General features: G+C 59.0%; 22 protein-coding genes and 1 pseudogene. 9 read left to right on the top strand and 14 right to left on the bottom strand.

The features are described 5' to 3' along the window. The first annotated feature begins 191 nt into the window (after positions 1 to 191). Complete coding sequence (locus GIR22_RS13330) at positions 192 to 1,697, top strand: M10 family metallopeptidase C-terminal domain-containing protein (RefSeq protein WP_154743770.1); 1,506 nt, start codon at positions 192 to 194, stop codon at positions 1,695 to 1,697. 288 nt (positions 1,698 to 1,985) lie between these two features. Here the strand turns inward: GIR22_RS13330 and GIR22_RS13335 are convergent, their stop codons facing one another. The 9 genes and pseudogenes from GIR22_RS13335 to gcl all read right to left on the bottom strand — a co-directional run bounded on the left by GIR22_RS13335 (position 1,986) and on the right by gcl (position 12,767). Further along, entirely contained in the window at positions 1,986 to 3,140 is a 1,155-nt protein-coding gene (locus GIR22_RS13335; RefSeq protein WP_154743815.1) for an MFS transporter, read from the bottom strand. A 198-nt stretch (positions 3,141 to 3,338) separates the two neighbouring features. Then, entirely contained in the window at positions 3,339 to 4,343 is a 1,005-nt protein-coding gene (locus GIR22_RS13340; RefSeq protein WP_178122238.1) for a sulfate ABC transporter substrate-binding protein, read from the bottom strand. A 93-nt stretch (positions 4,344 to 4,436) separates the two neighbouring features. After that, on the bottom strand, positions 4,437 to 5,261 hold the full coding sequence (locus tag GIR22_RS13345; RefSeq protein WP_154743771.1) for an ion transporter: 825 nt from the start codon (positions 5,259 to 5,261) through the stop codon (positions 4,437 to 4,439). 31 nt (positions 5,262 to 5,292) lie between these two features. After that, the gene (locus GIR22_RS13350) at positions 5,293 to 6,168 is read right to left on the bottom strand and encodes an urea transporter (RefSeq protein WP_154743772.1); all 876 of its coding nucleotides are present in this window, start codon (positions 6,166 to 6,168) and stop codon (positions 5,293 to 5,295) included. 111 nt (positions 6,169 to 6,279) lie between these two features. Beyond that, positions 6,280 to 7,695 carry a pyruvate kinase gene (gene pyk, locus GIR22_RS13355; protein ID WP_154743773.1) on the bottom strand — a complete coding sequence of 472 codons (1,416 nt, stop codon included), beginning with the start codon at positions 7,693 to 7,695 and terminating at the stop codon, positions 6,280 to 6,282. After that, entirely contained in the window at positions 7,685 to 8,980 is a 1,296-nt protein-coding gene (locus tag GIR22_RS13360; RefSeq protein WP_154743774.1) for a glycerate kinase type-2 family protein, read from the bottom strand. Before GIR22_RS13360 ends, pyk begins: the two co-directional genes overlap by 11 nt. A gap of 159 nt (positions 8,981 to 9,139) precedes the next feature. Next, positions 9,140 to 10,060: pseudogene (locus GIR22_RS13365) on the bottom strand (2-hydroxy-3-oxopropionate reductase); the annotation flags it as partial. Between the two features lie 80 nt (positions 10,061 to 10,140). Beyond that, a complete protein-coding gene (gene hyi / locus GIR22_RS13370) occupies positions 10,141 to 10,923 on the bottom strand; it encodes a hydroxypyruvate isomerase (RefSeq protein ID WP_154743776.1) in 783 nt (260 codons plus the stop codon). A 68-nt stretch (positions 10,924 to 10,991) separates the two neighbouring features. After that, entirely contained in the window at positions 10,992 to 12,767 is a 1,776-nt protein-coding gene (gene gcl / locus GIR22_RS13375; protein ID WP_154743777.1) for a glyoxylate carboligase, read from the bottom strand. Between the two features lie 266 nt (positions 12,768 to 13,033). On the opposite strand from gcl, the gene GIR22_RS13380 reads away from it, so the two are divergent. Beyond that, positions 13,034 to 13,474: a GlcG/HbpS family heme-binding protein gene (locus tag GIR22_RS13380; RefSeq protein ID WP_154743778.1), complete on the top strand. Its 441-nt coding sequence runs from the start codon at positions 13,034 to 13,036 to the stop codon at positions 13,472 to 13,474. 63 nt (positions 13,475 to 13,537) lie between these two features. Here GIR22_RS13380 and GIR22_RS13385 read toward each other — a convergent pair whose 3' ends face one another. Continuing rightward, positions 13,538 to 14,146 (bottom strand): TetR/AcrR family transcriptional regulator, encoded by a 609-nt coding sequence (locus GIR22_RS13385; RefSeq protein WP_154743779.1) that lies wholly within the window; start codon positions 14,144 to 14,146, stop codon positions 13,538 to 13,540. A gap of 151 nt (positions 14,147 to 14,297) precedes the next feature. On the opposite strand from GIR22_RS13385, the gene GIR22_RS13390 reads away from it, so the two are divergent. After that, complete coding sequence (locus tag GIR22_RS13390) at positions 14,298 to 15,212, top strand: DUF808 domain-containing protein (RefSeq protein WP_154743780.1); 915 nt, start codon at positions 14,298 to 14,300, stop codon at positions 15,210 to 15,212. 58 nt (positions 15,213 to 15,270) lie between these two features. On the opposite strand, the gene GIR22_RS13395 is transcribed toward GIR22_RS13390, so the two are convergent. Then, positions 15,271 to 16,059, bottom strand: coding sequence for an MlaA family lipoprotein (locus GIR22_RS13395; protein WP_178122239.1), 789 nt, complete (start codon positions 16,057 to 16,059; stop codon positions 15,271 to 15,273). Continuing rightward, positions 16,052 to 17,350 (bottom strand): serine/threonine protein kinase, encoded by a 1,299-nt coding sequence (locus GIR22_RS13400; RefSeq protein ID WP_154743781.1) that lies wholly within the window; start codon positions 17,348 to 17,350, stop codon positions 16,052 to 16,054. The genes GIR22_RS13395 and GIR22_RS13400 overlap by 8 nt, the downstream gene beginning before the upstream one ends. 235 nt (positions 17,351 to 17,585) lie before the next feature. Here GIR22_RS13400 and GIR22_RS13405 point away from each other — a divergent pair, with 235 nt between their 5' ends. Next, positions 17,586 to 17,987: a hypothetical protein gene (locus GIR22_RS13405; RefSeq protein WP_154743782.1), complete on the top strand. Its 402-nt coding sequence runs from the start codon at positions 17,586 to 17,588 to the stop codon at positions 17,985 to 17,987. An 85-nt stretch (positions 17,988 to 18,072) separates the two neighbouring features. On the opposite strand, the gene GIR22_RS13410 is transcribed toward GIR22_RS13405, so the two are convergent. After that, positions 18,073 to 19,626, bottom strand: a complete 1,554-nt coding sequence (locus GIR22_RS13410; RefSeq protein WP_154743783.1) for a glycoside hydrolase family 17 protein — start codon at positions 19,624 to 19,626, stop codon at positions 18,073 to 18,075. Positions 19,627 to 19,955: 329 nt separating this feature from the next. Between GIR22_RS13410 and GIR22_RS13415 the strand changes: the two genes are divergently transcribed. The 3 genes from GIR22_RS13415 to GIR22_RS13425 all read left to right on the top strand — a co-directional run bounded on the left by GIR22_RS13415 (position 19,956) and on the right by GIR22_RS13425 (position 22,969). Next, positions 19,956 to 20,807: a glycine betaine ABC transporter substrate-binding protein gene (locus GIR22_RS13415; RefSeq protein WP_154743784.1), complete on the top strand. Its 852-nt coding sequence runs from the start codon at positions 19,956 to 19,958 to the stop codon at positions 20,805 to 20,807. A 195-nt stretch (positions 20,808 to 21,002) separates the two neighbouring features. Further along, positions 21,003 to 21,314: a DUF485 domain-containing protein gene (locus GIR22_RS13420; RefSeq protein WP_154743785.1), complete on the top strand. Its 312-nt coding sequence runs from the start codon at positions 21,003 to 21,005 to the stop codon at positions 21,312 to 21,314. Beyond that, positions 21,311 to 22,969: a cation acetate symporter gene (locus tag GIR22_RS13425; RefSeq protein ID WP_154743786.1), complete on the top strand. Its 1,659-nt coding sequence runs from the start codon at positions 21,311 to 21,313 to the stop codon at positions 22,967 to 22,969. The genes GIR22_RS13420 and GIR22_RS13425 overlap by 4 nt, the downstream gene beginning before the upstream one ends. A 130-nt stretch (positions 22,970 to 23,099) precedes the next feature. On the opposite strand, the gene gltA is transcribed toward GIR22_RS13425, so the two are convergent. After that, positions 23,100 to 24,389, bottom strand: a complete 1,290-nt coding sequence (gene gltA, locus GIR22_RS13430; RefSeq protein ID WP_154743787.1) for a citrate synthase — start codon at positions 24,387 to 24,389, stop codon at positions 23,100 to 23,102. A gap of 361 nt (positions 24,390 to 24,750) precedes the next feature. Between gltA and sdhC the strand changes: the two genes are divergently transcribed. Together sdhC and sdhD are read left to right on the top strand one after the other, a co-directional pair. Next, on the top strand, positions 24,751 to 25,125 hold the full coding sequence (gene sdhC / locus GIR22_RS13435; protein ID WP_008433998.1) for a succinate dehydrogenase, cytochrome b556 subunit: 375 nt from the start codon (positions 24,751 to 24,753) through the stop codon (positions 25,123 to 25,125). Next, entirely contained in the window at positions 25,119 to 25,487 is a 369-nt protein-coding gene (gene sdhD / locus GIR22_RS13440; RefSeq protein ID WP_045057756.1) for a succinate dehydrogenase, hydrophobic membrane anchor protein, read from the top strand. Before sdhC ends, sdhD begins: the two co-directional genes overlap by 7 nt.

Consider the following 25,487-nt stretch of genomic DNA (forward strand, 5'->3'; position numbering starts at 1 on the left):
TGTTTTGTTGGTCGCTTGAGGAACTCGTAAAGCCTGATTCACTAGAAACTAAATACAGGTTGGTATGGCTTTTATCGTATGCAAGATTAAGTGGGGTGGGTAATTTTTGGCGGTGAGCTGGCGCATGTGCAATGGCTTATATGGGCTGAAATTAACCGACTCAATTAGTCAGTGCACTCGGAGAGCATCTCATGAACGAAATAGTTAAACGCGACCCACTCCCTTCGGCATATGCAGATAGAAACTGCCAGGATAACCCTTGGTTTTTCCGAGGTTCGGCACTCGGTTATGGCAAGCGCTCGTTCACCACAGAGCAGGCAGCCACTCACCTTACGCGCAATAACTCGCGGTTTTACGACCGTGATGGTGACAATAAGATAGACGTGTCCTTCAAGTTGAATGAGTTCAGCGAGCGCCAGCGACAATGCGCCCGCCAGGCTTTGCAGTCCTGGCAGGATGTGGCCAATATCAACTTTCATGAAAGCAGCCGTCAGGCTGACGGTTCCATACAGATATCCGGATCCCGCCAAATGGCGTCAGGGGTTGCTACCGGGCCCAGTCGCTCGCATCCAGACGCCTGGGCCAGGATCGGAACGCAGCAAGCGCCGGACGCTCCCAGGCAAGGCAGCTACTTCTCGACGATCATGATTCATGAGATAGGGCATACGCTAGGGTTGGCGCACCCCGGAAGTTACAACGGCAGCGGCACTTACGAGCGTGATGCGCAATATGCGCAAGACACAAAGGCGCGCAGTGTCATGAGCTATTGGTCCGAGAGGAAACAGCCGGGCTACGATTTCAGGGGGTTATCTCCTTCTGCTCCGATGATCGATGACATCGCCGCGATGCAGAAGCTGTATGGGGCCAACCATCAAACCCGAAATACCGATACGACCTACGGCTTTAATTCCAACACCGGCCGTGAGTGTCTCAGCCTGAAGGGGCCCCGGGATTCCGCGCTCTTTTGCGTATGGGATGGCGGTGGCAACGATACGTTGGATTTTTCCGGGTTCTCCCAGAACCAGACCATCAATCTCAATGCCGAATCGTTCTCGAACGTCGGCGGGCTGCGAGGGAACGTCTCTATTGCCAAGGACGTTACGCTGGAAAATGCGCTCGGCGGATCAGGCAATGATTCCTTGATCGGCAATGAGGTGGGTAATCGGCTCATGGGGGGAGCAGGTGCCGACAGGCTGCGCGGCGGCGGCGGGGCGGACACATTTGTCTACGCTCAGGCGGCTGACTCTACATCACAGGACCCTGATGTGATTGAGGATTTTTCCAGTGGTGTGGATAAGGTCGATATCAGCACTGTATTAAAAGGTGCCGGTCTCAATAGCCTCAATTTCTCTGATCAATTCAGTGGTCGCGCTGGTGAGGCGGTGCTCAGTTACGACCCGCGCACTGATAAAGGAAGCCTGTCGATTGACCTGACGGGCAATGGCAAGCCAGACCTGCTGGTAACCAGCAAAGGAGAAATCAAGCAAGGGGATGTGATCGTGGGTGGTGAGAGGCCGCAGCCGCAACCGGTGCCGCCTCAGCCGTTACCCCAACCGGTTCCCCAGCCACAACCGGACCCGCAACCCCAGCCTCGGCCTGCTCCTGACCTGATGAGCACTATCGCGTCTTTGCTTCGTGACGCACTTTCATTCTTCCAGCAGATGTATCACTGGTTTCGCCGTCAAGGCGCACAGTAAGTATCAACGCCGATGCACCAGGGACGGTGCTGGTTTGGCGGCACGACTTTTTCTCCTGTGACGAACTGACTCACGCTATCTGACCCTCGTTTACCCCCCCTGTGTTAGCACGTCGAAAAACAACCGCCAGTCAGGACAGGCCATTCTGTGCTTGAGTAAAGATAACTCCAGGGTTGCTTTATTTTGGTCGAGGCAAGGAGGCTATGGTGCAAGGCAGGCTATTGATCAAAGAGCTGCAGGAGGCAGGTTGGGCGCTGGAGAAGTTGGTGCGGTTGTAACCCATCCGGTTTATGCCATCGCGACCGCTTCCTGCCTGGATACCCGCAAAAACCGCAGCAACGCCACCAGCGGGAACGCGCTGCCCACCAACACCACCCCGAGCCAGCCGCCATGTTCATACACACTGCTGGCAATCGCCGAGCCGAAGGCACCGCCGATGAAGATGCTGGTCATGTACAGCGCGTTCAGGCGGCTGCGGCTGTTGGCGTCGAGGGCGTAGATGGCGCGTTGGCCGAGGACCATGTTCATCTGCACGCAGAAGTCCAGGACCACGCCGGTCACCGCCAGGCCAATTACGCTGTAAAGCGGATGGACGAAGGCCGGCAGAAAACTCAGCGCCGCAAACAGTATTGCCAGCAACGAAGCCTTGTGGGTGTGGCCGGCATCCGCCAGGCGTCCGGCGATGGGCGCGGCGATAGCGCCGATGGCTCCCACCAGGGCGAAGATCGCGATCTGGGTTTGGCTCAGGCCGTGGCTGCGCACCAACTCCAGGGGCGCAGCGGTCCAGAACAGGCTGAAGGTGGCGAACAGGCATCCCTGATAAAACGCGCGCTGGCGCAATACCGGCTGCTGGCGTAGCAGGGTGCCCAGGGAGCTCAACAACTGGCCGTAACTGGCGGTGTGATCCGGCTGGCGCTTGGGGATGGTCACCAGCAGCACCACGCTGATAAGCGCCATCAACGCCGCGGCGGCCATGAACATCGCACGCCAGCCGAAGTGATCAGCGACAACGCTGGAAACCGGGCGCGCCAGCAGAATACCCAGCAACAGGCCACCCATGATGCTGCCGACCACCCGGCCCCGGGACTCGGCCGGAGCCAGATGCGCCGCCAGCGGGATCAGGACCTGCACCGACACCGAGCTGAAACCGATCAGCAGTGACACCAGCAGGAACAGGTTCGGCTGTTCGGTAAAGGCTGCCCCCAACAGGCTGGCGATGGCCACCACGGTGGTGATGATCATCAGCCGGCGGTTTTCCAGCAGATCGCCCAAGGGCACCAGGAAGAACAGGCCCAACGCATAACCGATCTGGGTCAGGGACACGATCAGGCTGGCCAGGGCCGGGCTCAGGCCGATGTCCGGTGCGATCAGCTCGATGATCGGCTGCGCGTAGTAGAGGTTGGCGACGATGGCACCGCAACAGAACGCAAACAGCATCACCATGCCACGGGTCATGGTGGTGGGGTGGGAGGGCGTAGCGATCATGGTGGGCTCTTTAACGCGAGGAAGAATAGCGTGAGAGAGTAAAGGGTCGGCGAGTCAGGGAACAGAGCGCTTGTGCTGATTTCACTCATGCCCGTGATTGATGGCTGGGCCCTTGATCGTTCCCGCGTGCGTGGGAACGATCAAGGGCCCCAGGCTTTACTGCCCGCTATAGATCTGGTCAAACACCCCGCCATCATTGAAGTGGGTCTTCTGCACGGTGCGCCAGTCACCAAAGGTCTTCTCTACCGACAGGAAGTCGACTTTCGGGAAACGGTCGGTGTACTTGGCGAGCACCGCCGAGTCACGTGGACGCAGGTAGTTTTTGGCGGCGATTTCCTGGCCTTCTGGCGACCAGAGGTATTTCAGGTAGTCTTCGGCAGCGCTACGAGTGCCTTTCTTGTCGACCACTTTATCGACGACCGACACCGGTGGCTCGGCTTCAGCCGAGACGCTTGGGTAGACCACTTCAAACTGATCGCGACCGAATTCCCGGGCAATCATTTCTGCTTCATTTTCAAAGGTCACCAGCACGTCGCCGATCTGGTTGGTCATGAAGGTCGTCGTGGCTGCACGGCCGCCGGTATCCAGCACCGGTGCCTGTTTGAACAGCTTGCCGACAAAGTCCTTGGCCTTGTTCTCGTCGCCGCCGTTCTTCAGCACATAGCCCCAGGCCGACAGGTAGGTATAACGCCCGTTACCCGAGGTTTTCGGGTTGGGTACTATGACTTGTACGCCGTCCTTGAGCAGGTCGGGCCAGTCTTTCAGGGCCTTGGGATTACCCTTGCGCACGATGAATACAGTGGCTGAAGTGAACGGCGCGCTGTTGTTCGGCAGGCGTGTCACCCAGTTGTCTGGCACCAATTTGCCGTGGTCCACCAGGGCGTTGATGTCGGTGGCCATGTTCATGGTGATGACGTCAGCTGGTAGGCCATCGATCACCGAGCGTGCCTGTTTGCTGGAGCCTCCGAAGGACATCTGCAAGGTGAGCTTGTCGTCGGGGTGTTCGGCTTGCCAGTGCTTCTGGAACGCTGCGTTGTAGTCCTTGTAGAAATCGCGCATCACGTCGTAGGAGACGTTGAGCAGGGTGGTCGGTGCGGCCTGGACGGCGCCAGCCAGGGCGAGGCCGGCGGCTAGAAGGGAGGCGCTAACGAGTTTTTTCACTGCTCATTCCTTGTTGTTGGATCTGATGTGGGCAATATGCCGGCGACTATAGCCGGGCGTGCATAGTCATTTAAAGATTAAAAAGAACTTTGCTTATTCCTCTTTCTTGAAAAGCCCATTGCCACAGCGTGAGCAAAACGCAGCGCTCGGCTCATGACTGCTTTTTTTGCACACGGGGCAATCCTGTTGCAGCACTTCGCCGCGCATGGCATTGGCCAGTTCAGCGGTAAAGATCCCGGTGGGCACGGCGATGATCGAGTAACCGGTAATCATCACCAGCGATGAAATCACCTGGCCCAGCGGGGTCTTGGGCACGATGTCGCCAAAGCCCACGGTGGTCAGGGTGACAATTGCCCAATAGATGCCCTTGGGAATGCTGGTGAAGCCGTGTTCCGGGCCTTCGATCACGTACATCAAGGTACCGAACACCGTCACCAGGGTGCAGACGCTGACCAGGAATACCACGATCTTCTGCTTGCTGCCCCGCAGCGCCGACATCAGGTAGTTGGCTTGCTTGAGGTACGGGCTGAGCTTGAGCACGCGGAAGATCCGCAGCATCCGGATGATGCGGATGATCAGCAGGTATTGGGCATCGCTGTAATACAGGGCGAGGATCCCGGGGACGATGGCCAGCAAGTCCACCAGGCCATAGAAACTGAAGGCGTAACGCAGTGGCTTGGGCGAGCAGTACAGCCGTAAGCCGTACTCGATGGCGAAGATGATGGTGAAGCCCCATTCGATGTAGGCCAGCACGCGGGCGTAGTTCTGGTGCACCTCATCGATGCTGTCGAGGATCACGATCACCAGGCTGGCGAGGATGATCAGCAGCAGGAGGCTGTCGAACCGACGCCCGGCCGGGGTGTCGGTTTGGAAGATCATCACGTAGAGGCGTTGGCGCCAGTCGTTGTTGCTTTCCATGGAAGTCGCCTGAATCGAATATCGGGCAAGCCTAGGGGGATTCGAACGGGCTGTCCATGTTGGCCCTTTGCATCATGCGCACTGTGGCGCGCACCAGCCAGCAGGCGAGGATAAACGGTGCGGTCAGGGGCGCCAGGTGCAAGGCGCAGAAGCCTGAAGTGAGGATGATTGCGAGGAAAATACCCACCAACGGTAGCCAGGCTTGGCGCTGGTACTGGCTGAGCGCCAAGGCGGCGAGCGCCGGGTTGTAGCTGTGCAGGCCGAGCAGGGCAGCGGCGGGTTCGTTCGACAGCAAGGCGAACAGCACGCCGAGGCTGGCGCCGATCAGGGCCCACACCGCAGCGCGGTAATTGGCAAGCAGCAGGCCGAGGGCGATCAACCCACCGGCCAGGGGTTGATCCACGAGGATAATCTGGGCCAGGCCGACCCATGGCGCACTGAGCAAGGAAAGCGTATCGGGTTCGCTCATGGCAAGCACTGCCGCCGGAGTGGCGCCGAGCAACAACCAGCTCAAACCCACAAAAGGCGCGGTGTAGGCGGGCAAGGCATCGGGGCGTGTCGCGCGCTTGAGCCATTGCCGGGTGAGTATCGCACTGAGGCCGCCGCCGGCCAGGATCAACGGTGGCAACAGGGCGGACCAGGTGAAATGCAGGCTGATCAGCAAACCCAACAGCACCCCGTTGTAGCTGTAGAGCCCGGCCTGGCGCTCGGCCTTGGGGTAGTCTCGGCGCTGGGCCGTAAGCAGGCCCGCGACGCCGCCCAACAGGGCGCCGCCAAGCAGGGCCGGGGCGCAGAGTAATATCGCCAGCAGGCAGAGCAAACCGCACAGTGGGTGGCGCTGGAGGAAAATCTGGCTGAAGCCGTTGAGCAGGGCTTCAGCCCAGTCGGGGCAGGATGGGTTGGGCATGGTGGTGGCAGTTCCCTGCAGGAGCGAGCTTGCTCGCGAAGAACTTGAGATCGCCGTGGGGTATCAGGCTCCCCGCGTCATCGTTGACGACCTTCGCGAGCAAGCTCGCTCCTACAGCAATGTTTCTATACGCAGTGAATTAGTCGACCCGGGTTGCCCGAACGGAACCCCCGCGGTAATTACCAACGTATCCCCACGTCGCGCCATACCTTGCGCCTGGGCAATCTCCAGCGCCGTGGAACACACCTCGTCCACCTGCCGCAACCGATCATTGACCACCGAATGCACGCCCCACGCCACGCTCAAGCGCCGCGCCGTAGACAGGTTTGGCGTCAGGTTGAGGATCGGCACCGATGGCCGCTCCCGCGCGGCCCGCAGGCTGGAACTGCCCGACTCGCTGTAGTTCACCAGCACCGCCACCGGCAGGATGCTGCTGATGCGGCGGATCGCGCAGCTGATGGCGTCGGACACCGTGGCATCGGCCTTGGGGCGGCTGACATCCAGTTGGGCCTGGTAGTCCGGGCCGTTTTCCACCTGGCGGATGATCTTGCTCATCATCTGCACTGCTTCGAGTGGGTAATCCCCGGAAGCGGTTTCCGCCGACAGCATCACGGCATCAGCGCCTTCAGCCACGGCATTGGCCACATCGGTGACTTCGGCGCGGGTGGGTGCCGGGGAGAAGCGCATGGACTCGAGCATCTGTGTCGCCACCACCACCGGTTTGCCCAACTGGCGGCAGGTGCTGATGATGTCTTTCTGAATTTGCGGCACGCTCTCGGCCGGAACTTCTACTCCCAGGTCGCCCCTGGCGACCATGATGGCGTCGCTCAATTCAGCGATTTGCCGCAGGTGTTGAACGGCCGAAGGTTTCTCGATCTTGGCCATCAAAAAGGCCTTGTCGCCGATCAATTCGCGGGCCTCACGAATATCCTCCGCACGTTGCACGAACGACAGCGCCACCCAGTCCACCCCCAGCTCCAGGCCGAAGCTCAGGTCGCGACGGTCTTTGGTCGTCAGTGGGCTCAGTTCCAGCAAGGCCTGGGGCACGTTGACCCCTTTGCGGTCCGACAACTCACCGCCGTTGAGCACCGTGGTGTCGATGGCATCGGCATGCTTGGCAGTCACCCGCAGGCGCAGTTTGCCGTCGTCCAGCAACAGGTCCATGCCGGGCTCAAGGGCGGCAATGATCTCTGGGTGTGGCAGGTTGATCCGGCGCTGGTCGCCAGGTGTTTCGTCCAGGTCCAGGCGCAGGGCCTGGCCGCGAATCAGTTGCACTTTACCGGCGGCAAATCGTCCGACCCGCAGCTTTGGCCCTTGCAAGTCCATAAGGATGCCGAGGGGGTAGTTGAGTTGTTTCTCCACCTCGCGAATCCACTGGTAGCGCTGGGCATGGTCGGCGTGATCGCCATGGCTGAAGTTCAGGCGGAAGATGTTCACGCCAGCTTTCACCAGTTCGCGGATGTCATCGATACCATCGGTGGCCGGGCCCAACGTGGCGAGGATTTTGACCTTCTTGTCAGGCGTCATGTTCAGGGCACTCTTTTTCAGGGCTTTCAAGGATCACAATGGCGCGAAAGTCGTTGACGTTGGTACGAGTCGGCTCGGTGATAATCAAGTCGTCGAGTGCAGCGAAATAACCGTAGCCATTGTTGTTATCCAGCTCGTCACTGGCAGACAAGCCCAAAGCTTCGGCGCGGCCGTAGCTGTCGGGGGTCATGATTGCCCCGGCGTTGTCTTCGGAGCCGTCGATGCCGTCGGTATCCCCGGCCAAGGCGTAGACCCCGGGCAGGCCCTTGAGGCTGTCGGTCAGGCTCAACAGGAATTCGGCGTTGCGCCCACCACGGCCATTGCCGCGCACCGTGACCGTGGTTTCACCTGCGGAGAGGATCACGCAGGGCGCCGACAGCGGTTGGCCGTGCTGGATAATTTGCCGGGCGATACCTGCGTGCACCTTGGCCACGTCACGGGCTTCGCCTTCCAGGTCGCCAAGAATCAGCGGGCTGAAACCGGCTTTACGGACTTTTACCGCCACCGCCTCCAGGGATTGTTGCGGGCGGGCGATCAACTGGAAGTGGCTGCGGGTCAGGATCGGGTCACCAGGTTTGACGGTTTCCGATTCTGGACTCTGCAACCAGTTGCGCACGGACGCAGGAACTTCGATCTGATAGCGCTTGAGGATCGCAAGGGCTTGTTGCGAGGTGCTCGGGTCGCCGACCGTGGGACCGGACGCGATAACCGTAGCCTGGTCGCCCGGCACATCGGAAATGGCATAGGTGTAGACCGTCGCCGGCCAGCAGGCTTTGGCCAGTCGACCGCCCTTGATCGCCGAGAGGTGCTTGCGCACGCAATTCATCTCGGCAATGGTGGCGCCGGATTTGAGCAGGGCTTTATTGATGGCTTGCTTGTCGGCCAGGGTGATGCCTTTGGCCGGAAGCGCGAGTAGCGCAGAGCCACCACCGGAAAGCAGAAAGATGACGCGGTCGTCTTCACCCAGGTTGCTGATCAGCTCCAGCACGCGCTTGGCCACGGCAAGGCCGGCGGCATCGGGTACCGGGTGAGCGGCTTCTACCACTTCGATTTTTTTGCAGGGCGCACCATGGCCGTAGCGGGTGACGACCAGGCCTGTCACCTCGCCTTGCCAGGCGCTTTCCACCACTTGGGCCATGGCCGCGGCGGCTTTACCGGCACCGATGACGATCACACGGCCGCTGCGGTCGATGGGCAGGTAGGGTTCGAGGACTTGCCGGGGGTGGGCTGCGTCGATGGCTGTGGCAAACAGCTGGTGAAGCAGGTGTTGCGGATCGACCGACATAAGCGGGCTCCCGGGGATTCTTGTTATTAGAGGTACACAGATTTCAGGTGGGAATACGGCCACCTGCAGGAGCGAGCTTGCTCGCGAAAAAACTGAGGACGCCGGGGTTTTTCAGGTACCCAGCGTCATCGTTGACGACCATCGCGAGCAAGCTCGCTTCTACTTACGAATCGAAAAATTCGCCATATGCTCCAGGCCTTTGATCAGCGCCGAGTGGTCCCAGTTGCCGCCACCGATGGCTGCACAGGTGCTGAACACTTGCTGGGTTGCGGCGGTGTTGGGCAGGTTGATTCCCAGCTCCTTGGCACCTGCCAGGGCCAGGTTCAGGTCCTTCTGGTGCAGGTTGATGCGAAAACCCGGGTCGAAGGTGCCTTTGATCATCCGCTCGCCATGCACTTCCAGGATTTTCGACGAAGCGAACCCTCCCATCAGTGCTTCACGGACCTTGGCTGGATCCGCGCCGTTTTTTGCGGCAAACAGCAGGGCTTCGGCCACTGCCTGGATATTCAGCGCTACGATGATCTGGTTCGCGACCTTGGCGGTCTGGCCGTCGCCGTTGCCACCCACCAGGGTGATGTTCTTGCCCATGCTCTGGAACAGCGCCAGGGCGCGTTCGAAGGTTTGCGGTTCGCCACCGACCATGATGCTCAGGGTACCGGCCTTGGCGCCGACTTCACCGCCGGATACCGGCGCGTCGAGGTATTGCGCGCCGCTCTGATTGATTTTGGCGGCGAAGGCCTTGGTGGCAGAGGGCGAGATCGAGCTCATGTCGATCACGACTTTGTTCGGCGACAGGCCAGCGGCTACTCCGTCTGCGCGGAACAACACGTCATCGACTTGTGGGGTGTCGGGCACCATGACGATGATGAATTCCGCTTCCTGGGCGACCTGTTGCGGGCTGGCCAAGGCCACGGCACCGGCGTCGATCAGTGCGGCCGGAGCCTTCTCGTGGTGTTCGGAGAGAAACAGTTGATGACCTGCCTTCTGCAGGTTCGCCGCCATAGGCTGACCCATGATGCCGGTGCCGATAAATCCGATTTTAGCCATGAAGAAATCCTCTTTATTATTCGATGTTGATCGTTCCCACGATCTGCGTGGGAATGCCGCCCCTGACGCTTTGCGTCACAAGAGCGGGCGTGGAACGTGGGAGCGATCATTCGTCAGATCGCGTTGTGGCTCTTGAGCCAGCCAAGACCCGCTTCGGTGGTGGTCAGCGGTTTGTACTCACACCCAACCCAGCCCTGATAACCAATGCGGTCCAAGTGCTCGAACAGGAAGCGATAGTTGATCTCGCCGGTGCCGGGCTCATTGCGCCCGGGGTTGTCCGCCAACTGGATATGGTTGATCTCTCCCAGATGCATCGCCATGGTCCGGGCCAGGTCGCCCTCCATGATTTGCATGTGATAGATGTCGTATTGCAGGAACAGGTTGGCGCTGCCCACCTGCTCGCGGATCGACAGGGCCTGAGCTGTGTTGTTCAGGTAGAAGCCTGGAATGTCGCGGGTGTTGATGGCTTCCATCACCAACTTGATGCCTTCCTCTTGCAGCTTGTCGGCGGCATATTTGAGGTTGGTGACGAAGGTTTTTTCCAGGGTGGCCTCGTCAACGCCTTGTGGACGGATACCCGCCAGGCAGTTGACCTGGGTATTGCCCAGCACCCGGGCGTAAGCGATAGCCTGGTTCACGCCGGCTCGGAACTCCTCGACCCGGTCCGGGTGGCAGGCCAGGCCGCGTTCACCCTGGGCCCAGTCACCGGCCGGCAGGTTGAACAGCACTTGGGTCAGGCCGTAGGCGTCGAGTTGCGCCTTGATTTCAGCGCAGCTGAATTCGTAGGGGAACAGGTATTCCACGCCGCTGAAGCCAGCGTCGGCGGCAGCTTTGAAGCGGGCAAGGAAGTCCTGCTCGGTGAACAGCATGGACAGGTTGGCGGCGAAACGCGGCATGGGAGCCTCCTCAAAAACGGTAGCGTTCCCGCGCTACGCGGGAACGCATACTCTTTAATCAAGTATCATTAATCGAGCAACGAAATCGCGGTAGGGGCGTCATTGCCCACCAGCGCCAGGTCTTCGAACTCATTGACGGCGTTGATCTCGGTGCCCATGGAAATATTGGTCACCCGCTCCAGAATAATCTCGACGATCACCGGAACCTTGAACTCCTCGATCATTTCCTGGGCACGGCGCAATGCCGGCTGGATCTGGCTCGGCTCGAACACCCGCAGGGCCTTGCAACCCAAGCCTTCAGCGACGGCCACATGGTCGACACCATAACCATTGAGTTCTGGAGCGTTGAGGTTGTCGAAGGACAGCTGCACGCAGTAGTCCATTTCGAAACCGCGCTGGGCCTGGCGGATCAACCCCAGGTAGGAGTTGTTCACCACCACATGGATGTACGGCAGTTTGAACTGCGCACCCACCGCCAGCTCCTCGATCATGAACTGGAAATCATAATCGCCGGACAGCGCCACCACCTTGCGGGTCGGGTCGGCCTTGACCACCCCCAGCGCCGCTGGAATGGTCCAGCCCAACGGGCCTGCCTGGCCGCAGTTGATCCAGTGCCGAGGCTTGTAGACGTGCAGAAATTGCGCGCCGGCAATTTGCGACAGGCCGATTGTGCTGACGTAGCAGGTGTCTTTGCCGAACACCTGGTTCATCTCTTCGTACACCCGCTGCGGCTTGACCGGCACGTTGTCGAAGTGGGTCTTGCGATGCAGGGTGGCCTTGCGCTGTTGGCAATCGTTGAGCCAGGCACTGCGGTCCTTGAGCTTGCCTGCGGCTTTCCACTCACGGGCGACTTCGATGAACATCGTCAGGGCCGAGCCGGCGTCGGAGACGATGCCCAGGTCTGGCGTGAATACGCGACCGATTTGCGTCGGCTCGATGTCGACGTGAATGAATTTGCGGCCTGCGGTGTAGACCTCCACCGAGCCGGTGTGGCGGTTGGCCCAACGGTTGCCGATGCCTAGCACCACATCCGACTTCAACATCGTCGCGTTGCCGTAGCGATGGGAGGTTTGCAGGCCGACCATGCCCACCATCAACGGATGATCGTCCGGGATGGTGCCCCAGCCCATCAAGGTCGGGACCACCGGGATACCGGTCAGCTCGGCGAATTCCACCAACAGTTCGCTGGCGTCAGCGTTGATCACGCCACCACCGCTGACCAGCAACGGGCGCTCGGCCTGGTCCAGCAGGGCGAGGGCTTTTTCCACCTGGGTGCGGGTAGCCAGAGGCTTGGCCAGGGGTAATGGCTGATAGGCATCAATGTCGAATTCGATCTCGGCCATCTGCACGTCAAACGGCAAATCGATCAGTACCGGGCCGGGACGGCCAGAGCGCATTTCATAAAAGGCTTTCTGAAAAGCGTAAGGCACCTGGCCGGGTTCCATCACCATGGTTGCCCACTTTGTCACCGGCTTGACGATGCTGGTGATGTCCACGGCCTGGAAATCTTCCTTATGCATGCGGGCCCGTGGCGCCTGACCGGTAATGCACAGAATCGGGATCGAGTCGGCCCAGGCACTGTACAGGCCGGTGACCATGTCGGTGCCGGCCGGGCCCGAGGTGCCGATACACACACCGATATTGCCGGCCTTGGTGCGGGTGTAACCCTCAGCCATGTGCGAAGCGCCTTCAACGTGGCGAGCAAGGACATGATCGATGCCACCGACCTTCTGCAAGGCCGAATACAACGGGTTGATCGCGGCGCCGGGAATACCGAAGGCGGTATCGACCCCTTCACGGCGCATCACCAGAACGGCGGCTTCGATTGCTCTCATTTTGCTCATGTTTTGGTGCCTCTTGCGTTTTGTAATTGTATACAAGTGGTGGTGCGTCAAAGTGTATTCACGGCGAGCGGCGCAGGTCAATCCATTTTATTCATTGGCCTTTACGTTCGTCGGATGCTTTTTAAGCGAGAATATTTCGACGTATGGTGTGAATATTCTGAATTATTGTATACAAAAAATAAATATATTGTGTTCTATTTGTCGCGCTCGGCTCTTGGTCAAACAGAGCCCGTGGTTTTCCCCAATAACAAAATAAGGACGGCACCATGAGCGCTTTAACCTTGAAAATCGCAGTCAACCTGGCCAACCAGGCCATTACCGCAGGCCGCGAGATTGACTCAGCGCCACTGACCATTGCAGTGCTCGACAGCGGCGGGCACTTGATCACTCTGCAGCGGGAAGACGGCGCGAGCCTGCTGCGCCCGCAGATCGCCATTGGCAAAGCCTGGGGCGCGATAGCCCTGGGCAAGGGCTCCAGGTTGCTGGCGCTGGATGCCCAGCAGCGGCCGGCGTTTATCGCGGCGTTGAACAGCCTGGGGCAGGGCAGCGTGGTGCCGGCACCGGGCGGTGTGTTGATCCGGGATCAGGCTGGGCGAGTACTGGGGGCGATTGGTATCAGCGGGGATACGTCAGACATTGATGAGCATTGCGCGATCAGTGCCATTGAAGGGGTGGGGTTGTTGGCAGATGCGGGGGTGTCGGCATAGGTTAATGATCGCTCCCACGCTCTGCGTGGGAGTGTCTCGCTGGACGCTCTGCGCCCGATCAATCTAAAGATCCGGCTCACATCCCTTGAGCACCAACCGAATAATCGTCTGCGCCGCCGCCTCATAATCGGCCTCATCCAGCTTGGCTTTACCCGTCACCGCCGAGATCTGCCAATCAAAGTCTGCATACGTCTGGGTCGCGGCCCAGATGCTGAACATCAGGTGGTTGGGGTCAATGGCTGCAATCTGGCCACGATCAACCCAGCTCTGGATGCAGTCGATGTTGTGCCTGGCCTGGGCGTTGAGTTGCTCGACCTGCTCGGGGCTCAAGTGCGGGGCACCGTGCATGATTTCGCTGGCGAACACTTTTGAGGCGAAGGGCAGGTCGCGGGAGATGCAGATTTTCGAGCGGATATAGGCGCTCAGCACTTCCTTGGGATCGCCGTCCGGGTTGAACGGTGTGGAAGCAGCCAGGATCGGCTCGATAATGCTTTCGAGCACCTCGCGGTAGAGGTTGTCCTTGGACTTGAAGTAGTAGTAGACGTTGGGTTTAGGCAGCCCGGCCTTGGCGGCGATGTCGCTGGTTTTGGTCGCGGCGAAGCCCTTGTCGGCAAACTCCTCACTGGCAGCCCGCAGGATCAGTTCTTTGTTGCGCTCGCGAATGGTGCTCATAGACCAGATGATTCCTTGCCAGGACAGGCGGTTGCGCATGGTAGCACCGGCTATCTGCGGGCCTCAAGAATGTGCCCGTAAAGAGAATGTGCCCGTAAAGCGCCACGCCGGGCTATGCTCGACACATCTTATTCTCAAGGACACCTGATCCATGGCAGGAAGCAGCTTACTGGTATTGATCGACGACATCGCTGCGGTACTCGACGACGTGGCACTGATGACAAAAGTGGCCGCCAAGAAGACCGCTGGCGTGTTGGGTGATGACTTGGCGCTCAACGCCCAACAAGTCTCCGGCGTGCGTGCCGAGCGAGAGATTCCCGTGGTGTGGGCAGTGGCCAAGGGCTCGTTCGTCAATAAACTGATCCTGGTACCGGCCGCACTGCTGATCAGCGCTTTTGCGCCGTGGGCGGTGACGCCATTGTTGATGCTCGGTGGCGCTTACCTGTGTTTCGAGGGTTTTGAAAAACTCGCGCACAAATTCCTTCACAGCAAGGCTGAAGACCAGGCCGAACACGCCCAACTGGTTGAGGCCGTGGCGGACCCGGCGACGGATTTGGTGGCGTTCGAGAAGGACAAGATCAAGGGCGCCATTCGCACTGACTTTATCCTTTCGGCCGAAATTATCGCCATCACCCTGGGCACTGTGGCCGATGCGCCGTTGATGCAACAAGTGATCGTGCTGTCGGGCATTGCCATTGTCATGACGGTAGGCGTCTACGGTCTGGTGGCCGGTATCGTCAAGCTCGATGACCTGGGCCTGTGGCTGACCCAAAAGCCGGGCCAGGTGGCGCGCAGCATCGGCGGCGGGATTCTGCGGACGGCACCGTACATGATGAAAAGCCTGTCGGTGATCGGCACGGCGGCGATGTTCATGGTGGGCGGCGGGATCCTGACCCACGGTGTACCGAAGGTGCACCACTGGATCGAGACCGTGAGCCAGAGCACCGGTGGCCTGGCGTGGCTGATGCCGACCTTGCTCAATGCAGTGGCGGGCATTATTGCCGGGGCGGTGGTGTTGGCGCTGGTCAGTGTTGTGGGCAAAACCTGGAAGACGCTCAAGGCTTGACCCATTGCAATGGAAAAAGGCCATTCAAATGAATGGCCTTTTTTGTCTGCGCTTGCCGTTACTCGGCAATCTGCAACTTGCGCGCCTCGGTATACACGTAGCGCACCTTTTCGTACTCGAACGGCGAGTTCAGTTGACCGTAGCGGAAGCTGGTCTGGTAGCGCTTGTCCACCGCACGCAGGGCCCAGACTTCAGGATGGTTGGAACTGACCTCAGACACATTGAGGAAGTTGATCTGCGATTCGGCGCTGTAGTCCACGAGCAGCCCGCCAGTGTCCCGCAGGTTCGAGGGGCCGAAGATCGGCAGTACCAGATAGGCGCCGCCCGGCACGCCATAGAAACCCAGGGTCTGGCCGAAATCTTCGCTCTGGCGCGGCAAGCCCATGGCGGTGGCCGGGTCCCACAGGCCAGCGACACCAATGGTGGTGTTGAGCAGCAGGCGCCCGGTGGTCTCCAGCGAGCGGTGGCCTTTGAACTGCAGCAGGCTGTTCAACAGGTTGGGCACATCGCCCAGGTTGTTGAAGAAGTTGCTGACGCCCGTGCGCAGGAAGCTTGGGGTGACGTAGCGATAACCGTCGACCACAGGCAGAAATACCCATTGGTCGAAGCGGTAGTTGAAGTGATAGACCCGACGGTTCCATGACTCCAGCGGGTCATAGACGGTGAGGGCGGTCAGGGTCGAGCGCTCGAACTCACGCTGGTCCAGGCCAGGGTTGAACGTGAGCTTGCTGAGCGGCTCCTTGAAACCGTCGGCGTCGGCTACGGTCGGCGTGTGGGCCTTGCTGTTGTCGGCATTGGCCACGCCGGCGCACATCAAGGCGGCGAGAAGCAGGAGGTATTTAGCCACGGAAGAACTCCAGCATGGCGTCGGCGTTGACGCGGTAGTTGAGGTTGCCGCAATGGCCGCCCAGAGGGTAAACGGTCAAGCGCTCGCCGAAGGTTTTACGCAGGAAGCCCAAGTCGCCAGGGCCGAGGATCACGTCGTCAGCGTTGTGCATGACGGCAATTTTCGGGCTGTCGTGCAGGTAGTCCTTGAGTGCATACAGGCTGACTTGGTCGATCAGTTGCAACAGGCTGCCGCCGTCGGTGCGGGCGCGCCACATTGGGATCACTTGCTCGGTGAGGTAGCAGTCGAAGTCGCATTGCAACGCACGCTTGAGGAACGGCGTGAGGCTGGTGCCTTCGGTGATCGGGTATTTGGGCGGGATGATCAGGCCACGGCGGTTGATCAGGTCCGAGGTGAAGGCAATGTCGGCCGCGGAGAAGCGGAACGAGGTACCGATCAGCATGGCCATCTGTTCGTTGGTCAGGTGTTCCTTGGAGCTTTGGAAGTCGTAGAGCAGGGCATCGTTCAGGTCGATATAACCCTTTTGCTGGAAGTAGCGGGTCAGTTTGTTCAGCACCAGTTCATAGAAGGTGGTGCTGTTGTTGATACCCTTGACCTCGGTCTGTACCAGCTTGTCGAGGTTGGTGATTGAGGTGTACAGGTTGACCGGCGGGTTGAGCAGCAGGACTTTCTTGAAGTTGAAGCTGCGGCGGGTTTCGTCCAGCTTGCTGACGAAGGCCGCGTCCAGGGCGCCGAGGCTGTAGCCGGTGAGGTAAAAGTCGGTGACCGGCAGCGTCGAGTTTTGCGCGCGCACGGCCTGCATCACGCGGTACATGTCTTCGGCGTCTTCCTGGGTCACGCCTGGGGTGGCGAAGCGCGAGGCAGCGCTGATGAAGTCGAAGCTGGTGGGCGACGACAGTTGGACCACGTGGTAACCGGCCTTGTAGTAGAGTTTTTTCAGGTATTCATTGTGGGTGCTGTCAAACCGGGCACCGGTGCCGGAGATCAGGAAAATCAGCGGTGCGGCACGGTCCTGCTTGGCGATGCGGTAGGTGAGCTTTTTCACCGCCCAGAAGTTGTCGGGCAGGCTGAACTCGCGCTCGGGGCGCATTGTCAGGCTGTAGTCGGACTGGTTGATTTCATCATCGCTCGGCAGGTCAGGCCGAAGGTTGGGCGGGGTCGTGGCGATGGTCGCTTCGAACGGGTTGGTCAAAGGGTAGCCATAGCTGGCCTGGTCGATATCGACCGCCAGTGCTGACGCACTCAAAAAAAGGCCACCCAAGAAAGCTGCGCAGCGCAAGGAACGGAGCATGACTAAATCCCCAAGAGGAAAACGTGCTGAAGGAAGTTCGCAGGCTATGACCACCGCGTTGCCGCCGAAGTGCCAGCCTTCGGCACGAAAAATCGGAATAACTGCGTGAATCGGGGTAATAGTAGCTAGACGATACACTTTGGCACGCCTTGATGAACAGTTATCTATCTACAAGCCTTGCCAACGGCCACCGGGAGATTAAGCTGGGCGCCGTTTTTGCCTATCGGAGTGCCCCATGTCCCGCCGTTTTCCGTTGATTTTGCTGCTCATTGCCTTGCCGTTATGGCTGGCCGCCAGTTATGGAGCTCGTTACGGCTTCATGGAGGATGGCCAATGGGTAGGCATCTGCGCGGATGAAGCGAACCGTTGGGAATGCCAGGTGCGGGCCAACCTGGGGCTGATGATTCATTTCAAGGTATTGGGTTGGGCGGCACTGGTCACCTCGGTGCTGGCATTTTTTGTGCCGGGGCGTGTCGGGTGGGGCTTGGCGGTGCTGGGGCTGGTGTTTGGGGTTCCGGCGTTGGCGTTGTACAACACCACCTTTGCGGTGTTTGCGGTGGTGATTGCCGGGTTGCGGTTGGTGCGGGCACCTCACTCTGTAGGAGCGAGCTTGCTCGCGAAAAATCCTCAACGATAACGCTGGCAACCTGGATGAACGCGGCGCCTTTGGGTTTTTCGCGAGCAAGAACTAGGCGTCCCCCTCGCGCTTACAGGAGATAGCCTCAGGCCTTGCGCACCCTCAGGCAACGCCACAACGCTGCAACCATCAGTATGCTCACCAGCGCCCAACCCCACGCCTGCTGGTTCAGCAGGCCCTCGCGGTACAACTGCGGCGCAATGCCTGCACCGATAATGAAGGTCAGCAACGCAATCTCCCGGCGCGGACCGCTCACTGGTCGAATCAGGTACACCAAGGCCGGCAGCAGCAACGCTGCACTGGGGAAGCTGCGATAGCGTGGATCAAACACCAGCGCCAGCATCATCACCGCTCCGGCAAACCCGGCGATTGCCACTAGCCAGCCTGCGTGTTGCTCAAGCCAATTGAAGGCCCGTTCGCGCCAACCTTCCCGAGCGCTCAGGGCCAGGGCCGCGTGAGCTAGCACCAACAGGTTCAAGGCTATTAACAGTCCCGCCCAAACCCATTCATCGCTGAAGCGCGCCGTCACGCGGGTGAGTTCGGCCCAGGTGCCAATCGAGCTGGCCGCGACGGCGCCGAGCAGCGGCAGCAGCCAGGCGGCGCGAGTCGTACGAACACGCCCACCGAGCGCCAGGGTACCCAGCAGGATGATCCCGCCAGCTCCCAGCCACAGCGGCCAGTACGGCACATTGGTAACGGGCCCGGCGAGGATTCCTTTGTCTTGGCGATCGGCATCGAACAGGCCCCAATAACCACCTACGGCCCCTTCACTGGCACGCTTCCATGGCTGGTCAAAGGCTTCGATCAGGTTGTAGCGCCAGCCATTGGCCTCGGCCATGGCAACAAAACCGCGCATGAACTTGGCCTCATTGACCCGGCTCGGCACCGCGGTTTCCCGCTGACGACCTTCGCTGGGCCAGCCGGTCTCACCGATCATCACGTCCTTGGGAGCGAATGTGTGGCCGAAGGTCTGGCGAATGTCACCGACGTGCTTGAGGGCCTGGTCGATCCCGGCCGGGTCATCCTCCCAATACGGCAGCAGGTGAATGGTCAGGAAGTCCACTGCCGGGGCGATTTTCGGGTGCTGCAGCCAGAACTCCCAGACATCGGCATAGGTGACCGGTTGCTGGATCTGGCTCTTTACTTTATGGATCAACTTCACCAACTGCGTGGCAGTGATTTCCTTGCGCAGCAGCGTTTCGTTGCCAACGATCACCGAGGTCACTACATCAGCATTGGCATTGGCCGAGGCGATCAGGGCGTCGATTTCCTTGGCGGTATCCACCGGATTGCGGCTGACCCAGGCGCCGATCATCAACTTAAGGTTGTGTTTGCGCGCCAGGTCCGGCAGGGTTTCAAGGCCCGTCATGGAGTAGGTGCGAATGCATTCGAAGCGGCTGGACAGCAATGCCAGGTCGGCATCCATGCGCTCGGGGCGCAGTTTGAACGGCTGGTCGAAGGGCGATTGGTCTTTGTCGAAGGGCGTGTAGGAGGCGCACTGCAGCTTGTGCGTGGCGCTGGCTACGTCTGGCAATACCACTGACTGGCCGAGGCCATACCAATAGCCACCGAGAGCAAACAGACTGAAGATCAAGGCGAATAAATAAGGCAGCACAGGGAAGCGGGCAGTCGCAGGCATGGTCAGGCCGTCTGGGGCAAAGCCGCGCATCTTACCTGTATTTGGTGCCTCTCAGTTGAGCCGCATGATTTTGACATGCAAAGTTCGGGCGGGATTTGCGCAAGAACACCTACAAACTTCATGGATGGCAATGTGATGTCGCTTCTGACTCCACTGAGGTCGCAGTCAGAGCAGGTCTCCTGCAGCAGCAGGTTGATGATCGAAGCGTCAGTACTCCACTGATGTCGTGAGAACATGATCGATGCGCGTGAAGGGGGCGCGGGGCACCCTATAACAACAGATTGACGTCGCTCGGCATCCGTCGGGCGCAGCACTTTCGGGGAAGCACTATGAAGATGCGACGACTCTTGGGCGCAGCTGCCACGCTGGTAGTTGCGATGAGCTCCACACTGGTCAACGCCGACAGCAAGACTCTGAGCATCGGCTATGTGGATGGCTGGTCGGACAGTGTTGCCACGACTCATGTGGCGGCAGAAGTGATCAAGCAGAAGCTGGGGTATGACGTAAAACTGCAGGCGATCGCCACCGGGATCATGTGGCAGGGCGTGGCTACCGGTAAGCTCGACGCGATGCTCTCGGCCTGGCTGCCGGTGACTCACGGCGAATATTGGGCCAAGAACAAGGATAAGGTGGTCGACTACGGCCCCAACTTCAAAGACGCCAAGATCGGCCTGATCGTGCCGGAATACGTCAAGGCCAAATCGATTGAGGACCTGAAGACCGACACCAGCTTCAAGAACAAGATTGTCGGTATCGATGCCGGTTCAGGCGTGATGCTCAAAACCGATGAAGCCATCAAGGCCTATGATCTGGACTACAAACTGCAAGCCAGTTCGGGTGCCGCGATGATCGCCGAACTGACCCGTGCCGAAGACAAGAAGCAATCCATTGCCGTCACCGGTTGGGTGCCGCATTGGATGTTCGCCAAGTGGAAACTGCGTTTCCTTGACGATCCAAAAGGAATTTATGGTGCTGCTGAAACCGTCAACAGTATCGGTAGCAAAGACCTGGAGAAGAAAGCGCCGGAAGTCGTGGCCTTTCTGAAAAAATTCCAGTGGGCCTCCAAGGACGAAATTGGTGAAGTGATGCTGGCGATCCAGGAAGGTGCCAAGCCTGACGCAGCGGCCAAGGAGTGGGTCGCCAAGCACCCTGAGCGTGTTGCCGAGTGGCTCGCTAAGTAGTTCCCCCTGTGGGAGTGGTTTTGCTCGCAATGCAGGCCCGCTCCCACAAAACCTCACCCCCGCCAATGTTTGCGTCATCTCCCAATTCCCTCGCTACACTCCTTCTACTACTAAGGTCGTCTGGAACCTGTTCCGCAGCCGCATACAGTGGATATGTTCCAATAATAAAAAAGCTGTGCTGCGAGGATAAAAACAATGAACGACAGCATTTACCTCTCGATTCAAAACAGCCCACGTTTCAAGGAGCTGGTGAAAAAAAGGGAAAAGTTCGCCTGGATACTCTCGGCGATCATGCTTGGGCTGTACTCCGGATTCATCCTGTTGATTGCCTATGGGCCACACTTGCTGGGGGCCAAGATCAGCCCCGACTCGTCCATTACCTGGGGAATCCCGGTCGGGGTCGGGCTGATTATCTCGGCCTTTATCCTGACTGGCATCTATGTGCGACGTGCCAACGGCGAATTTGACGACCTGAACAATGCGATTCTCAAGGAGGCTGCGCAATGATCCGTCGTCTATTGGCTGTATTCGGTGCTTCGCTCTTTGCTCCTGCCATTTGGGCGGCGGACGCATTGACCGGTGAAGTGCAAAAACAACCGCTTAATATCTCGGCCATTGTGATGTTTGTCGCCTTTGTCGGCGCCACGCTGTGCATCACCTACTGGGCTTCCAAGCGCAACAACTCGGCCGCCGACTACTATGCAGCCGGCGGCAAGATCACCGGTTTCCAGAATGGCCTGGCCATTGCCGGTGACTATATGTCGGCGGCGTCCTTCCTGGGGATTTCCGCGCTGGTGTTCACCTCCGGCTACGATGGCCTGATCTACTCGATCGGCTTCCTGGTGGGCTGGCCGATCATTCTGTTCCTGATCGCCGAGCGCCTGCGTAACCTGGGCAAGTACACCTTTGCCGACGTGGCGTCCTATCGTTTGGGGCAAACCCAGATCCGCAGCCTGTCGGCCTGTGGCTCGCTGGTGGTGGTGGCGTTCTACCTGATCGCGCAGATGGTGGGGGCGGGCAAGCTGATCCAGCTGCTGTTCGGCCTCGATTACCATGTGGCGGTGATCCTGGTGGGTATCCTGATGTGCCTCTATGTGTTGTTCGGCGGCATGTTGGCAACCACCTGGGTACAGATCATCAAGGCGGTATTGCTACTGTCCGGTGCCTCGTTCATGGCGCTGATGGTGATGAAGCATGTGAATTTTGACTTCAACATGCTGTTTGCCGAGGCGATCAAGGTTCACCCTAAAGGTGAAGCAATCATGAGCCCTGGCGGCCTGGTGAAAGATCCGATTTCGGCATTCTCCCTCGGCCTGGCCTTGATGTTCGGTACCGCCGGCCTGCCGCACATCCTGATGCGTTTCTTCACCGTGAGTGACGCCAAGGAAGCTCGCAAGAGCGTGCTGTACGCCACAGGCTTCATCGGCTACTTCTATATCCTGACCTTTATCATCGGCTTCGGCGCGATTCTGCTGGTCAGCACCAACCCGGCGTTCAAGGACGCGGCAGGTGCCTTGTTGGGCGGCAATAACATGGCGGCGGTGCATTTGGCCGATGCGGTGGGCGGCAGTATCTTCCTGGGCTTCATCTCGGCCGTGGCCTTTGCCACCATCCTTGCGGTGGTTGCCGGCCTGACCCTGGCGGGTGCTTCGGCGGTGTCCCATGACCTGTACGCCAGCGTGATCAAGAAAGGCAAGGCCAACGAGAAGGATGAGATTCGTGTATCGAAGATCACCACCATCGCCCTGGCCGTACTGGCTATTGGATTGGGTATCCTGTTCGAAAGCCAGAACATTGCGTTCATGGTCGGCCTGGCGTTCTCCATCGCTGCCAGCTGTAACTTCCCGGTGCTGCTGCTTTCCATGTACTGGAAAAATCTCACCACCCGTGGCGCGATGATTGGCGGCTGGCTGGGGTTGGTCAGCGCCGTGGGCCTGATGATCCTTGGCCCAACCATCTGGGTCTCGATCCTGCACCATGAAGAGGCCATCTTCCCTTACGAGTATCCAGCGTTGTTCTCGATGATCATTGCGTTCGTCGGTATCTGGTTCTTCTCCATCACCGACAAATCGGCGGCGGCAGAGAAAGAACGTGCGCTGTACTTCCCGCAGTTTGTGCGTTCGCAGACTGGCCTGGGGGCGAGTGGGGCGGTTAACCACTAAGGTTGTAGCTGAATAAGAAATGCCCCGGTCGAAAGGCCGGGGCATTTTTTTTGTAGGAGGTTGGAGCAGCACAAATAAAGACGGCCTCCACAAGGGAGGCCGTTTTCAGTGCAGCTAAGCGGTTAAATGCTTATTTGCGGTCTTCCAGCTTGGTGATGTCGCGCGACTCGTAGCCGGTGTACAGCTGGCGCGGACGGCCAATCTTGTACGGGCTGGAGAGCATTTCCTTCCAGTGGGAGATCCAGCCCACGGTCCGCGCCAGGGCGAAGATCACGGTGAACATGCTGGTTGGAATGCCGATCGCCTTGAGGATGATTCCCGAGTAGAAGTCGACGTTCGGGTACAGCGAGCGCTCGATGAAGTAGGGGTCGGTCAGGGCGATCTCTTCCAGGCGCATGGCCAGTTCGAGTTGCGGATCGTTCTTGATGCCCAGTTCCTTCAACACTTCGTCGCAGGTCTGCTTCATGACGGTAGCGCGCGGGTCGCGGTTCTTGTAGACCCGGTGACCGAAGCCCATCAACTTGAACGGATCGTTCTTGTCCTTGGCCTTGGCGATGAACTTGTCGATGTTGGACACATCGCCGATTTCATCGAGCATGGTCAACACGGCTTCGTTCGCGCCGCCGTGGGCAGGACCCCACAGTGCGGCAATGCCGGCGGCGATACAGGCGAACGGGTTGGCACCCGAGGAGCCCGCCAGGCGTACGGTAGAGGTGGAAGCATTCTGCTCGTGGTCGGCGTGGAGGATGAAGATCTTGTCCATCGCCTTGGCCAACACCGGGCTGATCGGTTTGATCTCGCACGGGGTGTTGAACATCATGTGCAGGAAGTTTTCCGCGTACGTCAGGTCGTTGCGCGGGTACATCATGGGTTGACCCATGGAGTACTTGTAAACCATTGCGGCCAGGGTGGGCATCTTGGCAACCAGGCGGATCGCGGAAATTTCGCGATGCTGCGGGTTATTGATGTCCAGGGAGTCGTGATAGAAAGCCGACAGGGCGCCGACTACGCCGCACATGACGGCCATCGGGTGGGCGTCGCGACGGAAGCCGTTGAAGAAGGTCTTCAACTGCTCGTGAACCATGGTGTGGTTCTTCACGGTACTGACGAACTGGGCTTTCTGCTCGACTGTTGGCAATTCGCCATTAAGCAGCAGGTAGCAGGTTTCCAGGTAGTCCGATTGTTCAGCAAGCTGTTCGATCGGGTAGCCGCGATGCAGCAAGATGCCATTATCACCATCGATATAGGTGATTTTCGACTCGCAAGAGGCGGTCGACATGAAGCCTGGGTCGAATGTAAAACGGCCCGTGGCCGTGAGGCCCCGTACGTCGATAACATCGGGACCAACGGTGCCGGTTAAAATGGGCAGCTCGACGGGGGCTGCGCCCTCGATGATCAACTGCGCTTTTTTGTCAGCCATGTGGCCTCCTATTTATGCTTCATCATCAGACAGACCCCCCACGCAGGGCCCGCACCACTATAGTGAGATAAATTCAGATGTCAATTTGCCTAAAGTCTTGCTCCAGAAGGCTTTAACCATACTTTTTCCTCGAAATTGACTGCCGTTTACGCCTTTTATCCCGCCAGCGCAATCAGCTATTAGGGTGAGGTGCGCGCGTTGTCATTAGCGTCCTAACTGTCTATACTCGGCCACCGACCGCCAAGGGCTTTTGGGCTTGCTTTCATTGGGGGTCGCACTCCCTGGGTGGTGTTACCTGACCAGTGCACCCCCCAACAACTTTGCCCTGATTGTTAGGGGCTCTTCAGTGTGAAAAAAAGCCGTGAATAGCCAACGACCTGTAAACCTAGACCTAAGGACCATCAAACTCCCCATCACCGGCGTAACGTCATTCCTGCACCGTGTTTCCGGCATCATCCTGTTTCTCGGCCTGGGCATCATGCTTTATGCATTGAGCAAATCCCTGGGTTCGGAAGAAGGTTACGCCGAGGTGAAGGCATGCCTGACCAGTCCGCTGGCCAAGTTCGTGGCGTGGGGCCTCCTGTCCGCTTTGCTGTATCACTTGGTGGCAGGTATTCGCCACTTGATCATGGACATGGGTATCGGTGAGACGCTGGAAGGCGGCAAGCTGGGCTCGAAAATCGTCATCGCCATTTCAGTGGTGTTGATCGTTCTGGCGGGAGTTTGGATATGGTAACCAGCGTTACGAACCTGTCGCGTTCGGGCCTCTATGACTGGATGGCGCAACGTGTGTCTGCGGTTGTTCTCGCGGCTTATTTCATTTTCCTGATCGGGTACCTCGCTGCGAACCCTGGCATTGGCTACGAGCAATGGCACGGCCTGTTCGCTCACAACGGGATGCGTATCTTCAGTCTGCTGGCCCTTGTAGCCCTGGGCGCTCATGCCTGGGTTGGCATGTGGACCATCGCGACCGACTACCTGACGCCAATGGCGCTGGGCAAGTCCGCGACTGCAGTACGGTTTCTCTTCCAGGCAGTATGCGGCGTCGCGATGTTCGCTTACTTCGTCTGGGGTGTGCAGATTCTTTGGGGTATCTGA

Source organism: Pseudomonas karstica (genome assembly GCF_009707515.1).
Lineage (GTDB): Bacteria > Pseudomonadota > Gammaproteobacteria > Pseudomonadales > Pseudomonadaceae > Aquipseudomonas > Aquipseudomonas karstica.

Bases quoted from the DNA above. Each gene is read 5' to 3' on its own strand.
- GIR22_RS13400 (WP_154743781.1), bottom strand. From the start codon at position 17,350: ATGCTCCGTTCCTTGCGCTGCGCAGCTTTCTTGGGTGGCCTTTTTTTG.
- GIR22_RS13350 (WP_154743772.1), bottom strand. From the start codon at position 6,168: ATGCCCAACCCATCCTGCCCCGACTGGGCTGAAGCCCTGCTCAACGGC.
- GIR22_RS13345 (WP_154743771.1), bottom strand. From the start codon at position 5,261: ATGGAAAGCAACAACGACTGGCGCCAACGCCTCTACGTGATGATCTTC.
- GIR22_RS13410 (WP_154743783.1), bottom strand. From the start codon at position 19,626: ATGCCTGCGACTGCCCGCTTCCCTGTGCTGCCTTATTTATTCGCCTTG.
- GIR22_RS13385 (WP_154743779.1), bottom strand. From the start codon at position 14,146: ATGAGCACCATTCGCGAGCGCAACAAAGAACTGATCCTGCGGGCTGCC.
- GIR22_RS13425 (WP_154743786.1), top strand. From the start codon at position 21,311: ATGATCCGTCGTCTATTGGCTGTATTCGGTGCTTCGCTCTTTGCTCCT.
- sdhD (WP_045057756.1), top strand. From the start codon at position 25,119: ATGGTAACCAGCGTTACGAACCTGTCGCGTTCGGGCCTCTATGACTGG.
- gcl (WP_154743777.1), bottom strand. From the start codon at position 12,767: ATGAGCAAAATGAGAGCAATCGAAGCCGCCGTTCTGGTGATGCGCCGT.
- GIR22_RS13330 (WP_154743770.1), top strand. From the start codon at position 192: ATGAACGAAATAGTTAAACGCGACCCACTCCCTTCGGCATATGCAGAT.
- GIR22_RS13415 (WP_154743784.1), top strand. From the start codon at position 19,956: ATGAAGATGCGACGACTCTTGGGCGCAGCTGCCACGCTGGTAGTTGCG.
- GIR22_RS13360 (WP_154743774.1), bottom strand. From the start codon at position 8,980: ATGTCGGTCGATCCGCAACACCTGCTTCACCAGCTGTTTGCCACAGCC.
- gltA (WP_154743787.1), bottom strand. From the start codon at position 24,389: ATGGCTGACAAAAAAGCGCAGTTGATCATCGAGGGCGCAGCCCCCGTC.
- pyk (WP_154743773.1), bottom strand. From the start codon at position 7,695: ATGACGCCTGACAAGAAGGTCAAAATCCTCGCCACGTTGGGCCCGGCC.
- GIR22_RS13420 (WP_154743785.1), top strand. From the start codon at position 21,003: ATGAACGACAGCATTTACCTCTCGATTCAAAACAGCCCACGTTTCAAG.
- GIR22_RS13390 (WP_154743780.1), top strand. From the start codon at position 14,298: ATGGCAGGAAGCAGCTTACTGGTATTGATCGACGACATCGCTGCGGTA.
- GIR22_RS13405 (WP_154743782.1), top strand. From the start codon at position 17,586: ATGTCCCGCCGTTTTCCGTTGATTTTGCTGCTCATTGCCTTGCCGTTA.
- GIR22_RS13335 (WP_154743815.1), bottom strand. From the start codon at position 3,140: ATGGTGATGCTGTTTGCGTTCTGTTGCGGTGCCATCGTCGCCAACCTC.
- GIR22_RS13380 (WP_154743778.1), top strand. From the start codon at position 13,034: ATGAGCGCTTTAACCTTGAAAATCGCAGTCAACCTGGCCAACCAGGCC.
- hyi (WP_154743776.1), bottom strand. From the start codon at position 10,923: ATGCCGCGTTTCGCCGCCAACCTGTCCATGCTGTTCACCGAGCAGGAC.